General features: G+C 51.2%; 2 protein-coding genes and 2 pseudogenes. 2 read left to right on the plus strand and 2 right to left on the minus strand.

Features of this window, described 5'->3' with window-relative positions; translation table 11 throughout:
* Positions 1–172: 172 nt before the first annotated feature.
* Complete coding sequence (locus AC1DLB_RS28485; RefSeq protein WP_477743456.1) at positions 173–625, minus strand: hypothetical protein; 453 nt, start codon at positions 623–625, stop codon at positions 173–175.
* 388 nt (positions 626–1013) lie between these two features.
* On the opposite strand from AC1DLB_RS28485, the pseudogene AC1DLB_RS28490 reads away from it, so the two are divergent.
* Positions 1014–1251: pseudogene (locus AC1DLB_RS28490) on the plus strand (transposase); the annotation flags it as partial.
* A 73-nt stretch (positions 1252–1324) separates the two neighbouring features.
* Positions 1325–1423, plus strand: a pseudogene (locus AC1DLB_RS28495) (IS5/IS1182 family transposase); the annotation flags it as partial.
* Between the two features lie 168 nt (positions 1424–1591).
* Here AC1DLB_RS28495 and AC1DLB_RS28500 read toward each other — a convergent pair.
* Positions 1592–1990, minus strand: a complete 399-nt coding sequence (locus AC1DLB_RS28500; RefSeq protein ID WP_111454885.1) for a GtrA family protein — start codon at positions 1988–1990, stop codon at positions 1592–1594.
* Positions 1991–2070: the final 80 nt, after the last annotated feature.

Below are 2070 nucleotides of genomic sequence, written 5' to 3' on the forward strand. Positions count from 1 at the left end.
GTTTGAATATACTCTTGCTTCAGCCCCGCTTCAGAGGCTTTCCATTTTTCCAGATTTATTTCCAGTTTTTTGTGCTGGGCGCTTAGATCCGCCAGTTCAGATTTGAGACGGGCGTTTTCATCGGAAAGTTTAATGATGGTGGATTGTTCTTGATCTACTTGTTCGTTATTTATCATGGTCGTCTTCGACGGTAAGTTGCTGTGGATGTTGTGGCGCCGTGTGCCACTACATTCTCGGTATTTAGCGCTTTGATCTGCGTTTTTAAAGAAATGCTTTCCAGGTTGGCATTGGCGAGTATTTTTGGTTCAGTCTGGCTGTTGAGCCGTACGCTTTCGAGGTGCTGAGCGTGACGGGAGCCAGGGTCTGGATACTCATTGATGTATTTCGATATCTCATCTTCGGTCGGCGCTGGCAGGTCAAGCGCCGAGGCAGAATCTAGCCGGCTTAACAGCTTGTTATTGACAGCAGTGACGTCTCTGTCTTTCCAAAAACTGGCCGTATGGTCCATATCCATCGGATGGAGGGGGGCACCAAGCTCAACGCCCATGGTATTGAGTGCACGCGCAAGTGCGATGTTTCCGCTGCGATGCATGCTCAGAACCATGGTTGTTTTCTTGGCAGTCAAATGGCTATCGTCCTTGGAAAAAATTCAGCGCTGGTAAACAGGGTGAATGCAGGAACTGAGTGCAACACGGTCATTGAATGGATGTAGGCGGCATTATGCTGCATGGCATGACGCCTTGCATCACCTCACCCATGACCTGAGTGGGCATTTGAAGTCGAAGCTTTTTAGTGGCCCCCTCGTTCATTGCTAGGCAATGTYGTTCGTGTCTCCCGGTTGCGAACCGACAAGTGCGTGCCTTTGGGTCGGTACTGGAGGATTAGAGCGTTGATACCACCATCGACTTTTGCGATACATGGAAAGCCTAAGGCCTATCTTCTTCTCGTCCTAACTCATTGAATTATAAATGTAAAATTGCATTGTAATAGCTCTCGGACAGTGCGAGCTTGCAATGCCCCGATTGATGCTCAGCGATGAGCACCGGTCGAAGTGGCGGGAAATTCTGCTGCACAAGACCATCAACAACAAGCGTGATCTACGGATAACGGTCGAAAGCATGTTGTATTGCATGCGCACAGGCTGTCCCTGGAGTGACTTGCCCGAAGCATTCGGTGGCTGGAGCAAGGTCTACAAACAAGCGGCTCAATGTGGTTCAAACGCTTGTGACTGATCCTGATATGGAGTGGGTTTAAATCGATGGCAGCTATTTCAAAGCCCACCAGCACAGTGCAGGGGTTGCAAGCGGTCTGAAGAGGTTGATACGAACCGTATTACCCGAAGGCAGGCGGTAGTCGCAAACCCTATCCGTTGGAGACCATGCTGCCCATTCATCTGTTGCAGAACAGGTGCTCGATCAGCGAGCTGCGCGATATCGTGGGGCGTCAAGCGGTACCTCTAACGCCCCATAGACCAATTCACGTTGAAATTGCCCGCTTATGCGCATGCTTTGTTGAAGGTGCTGTGGGCGGCGACCAAGGCGGCCAATCCCGGAGCCCGGGTCGTGTGGTCCGGGCTCCTCTATGTGCGATTTCAGCGAAATGACCAGCGCTTGTGGCCGAAGTAGCTGGTAAACACCGGCACAGCCACGCCGACTGCGTGCGCTATTTCATGCTTGAAGGACTCCATGCCCATTGCAGGCAGGATGTACGATGCCAGGCCAATACTGATGATCCATGTCTGTACGACCGCAACCAGGTTGACCAGTACAAAGAACATTGCCGAGTGATGGATGGGCTGTTGGCTTTCGGTAAAGACAAACATTCGTGCCAGTACAAAGGCGGTGATCATGCCGGTCAGGTAGGCGAGCCCGATCGAGACTGAAAAGCTCAGCCATTGGTTATAAAGAATCCTCGAGAAGAAGTTGACAGCAGCTGCACTACCCCCCGTCACCAGAAAGGCAAGGAACTGTCGATTAAGCAGCTGTTTCACTTAACTGCATCCCTTGCCATGTTTCTACCGAAATCGATGCTCTCGGAAATACCGCGATCCTCGGGATAGTAGTAGGAGGT

It is taken from the genome of Pseudomonas sp. 05N434, assembly GCF_056396965.1.